The organism is Williamsia sp. Y844 (assembly GCF_056786475.1).
This window is the reverse complement of record NZ_JBXCJB010000014.1, coordinates 1-526: the sequence shown is the minus strand read 5'-3', so window position 1 is coordinate 526 and position 526 is coordinate 1. Positions and strand designations below refer to the sequence as shown.

1 rRNA gene is annotated in these 526 nt (G+C 48.7%); it reads left to right on the top strand.

Annotated elements, in window-relative coordinates:
* Window positions 1-56, top strand: a 16S ribosomal RNA gene (locus AC1TQG_RS27790); the annotation flags it as partial.
* Window positions 57-526 lie beyond the last annotated feature (470 nt).

Here is a 526-nt window from a genome sequence, read left to right as displayed (position 1 = left end):
GGACGAAGTCGTAACAAGGTAGCCGTACCGGAAGGTGCGGCTGGATCACCTCCTTTCTAAGGAGCAACATAAACTCATTCTTCGTGCTGCTTTGTACCAGCGCCGGCATCACTCCTTTGCGGGAGATGATGGTGTGAATGAGTGGCCCCATTACGTCAGCAAATGTTTGGCGGTGGGAGCTCATGGGTGAAACACTAACAATGCCAACGTCTTTCGTTAAAGAAAGACTGCCGGCGTTTATGTGGGTGACCATATAAAGCATCGATACACTATTGGGTCCTGAGGGAACACACCTCTGTGCGAGCAGAGATGAGTTTTTTCTAGGGTTAGACATGGATGCCGATTGCGGTCCGCCTGTTATCAAGCGAGTGTGAAGACATTTGTTTGGGGTGTTGGATGTGGTTGGTGTGTGTTGTTTGAGAATTGCACAGTGGATGCGAGCATCTTTATTTTTGTTTTGATAAATGTTTGTAAGTGTTTAAGAGCGTACGGTGGATGCCTTGGCACCAGGAGCCGATGAAGGACG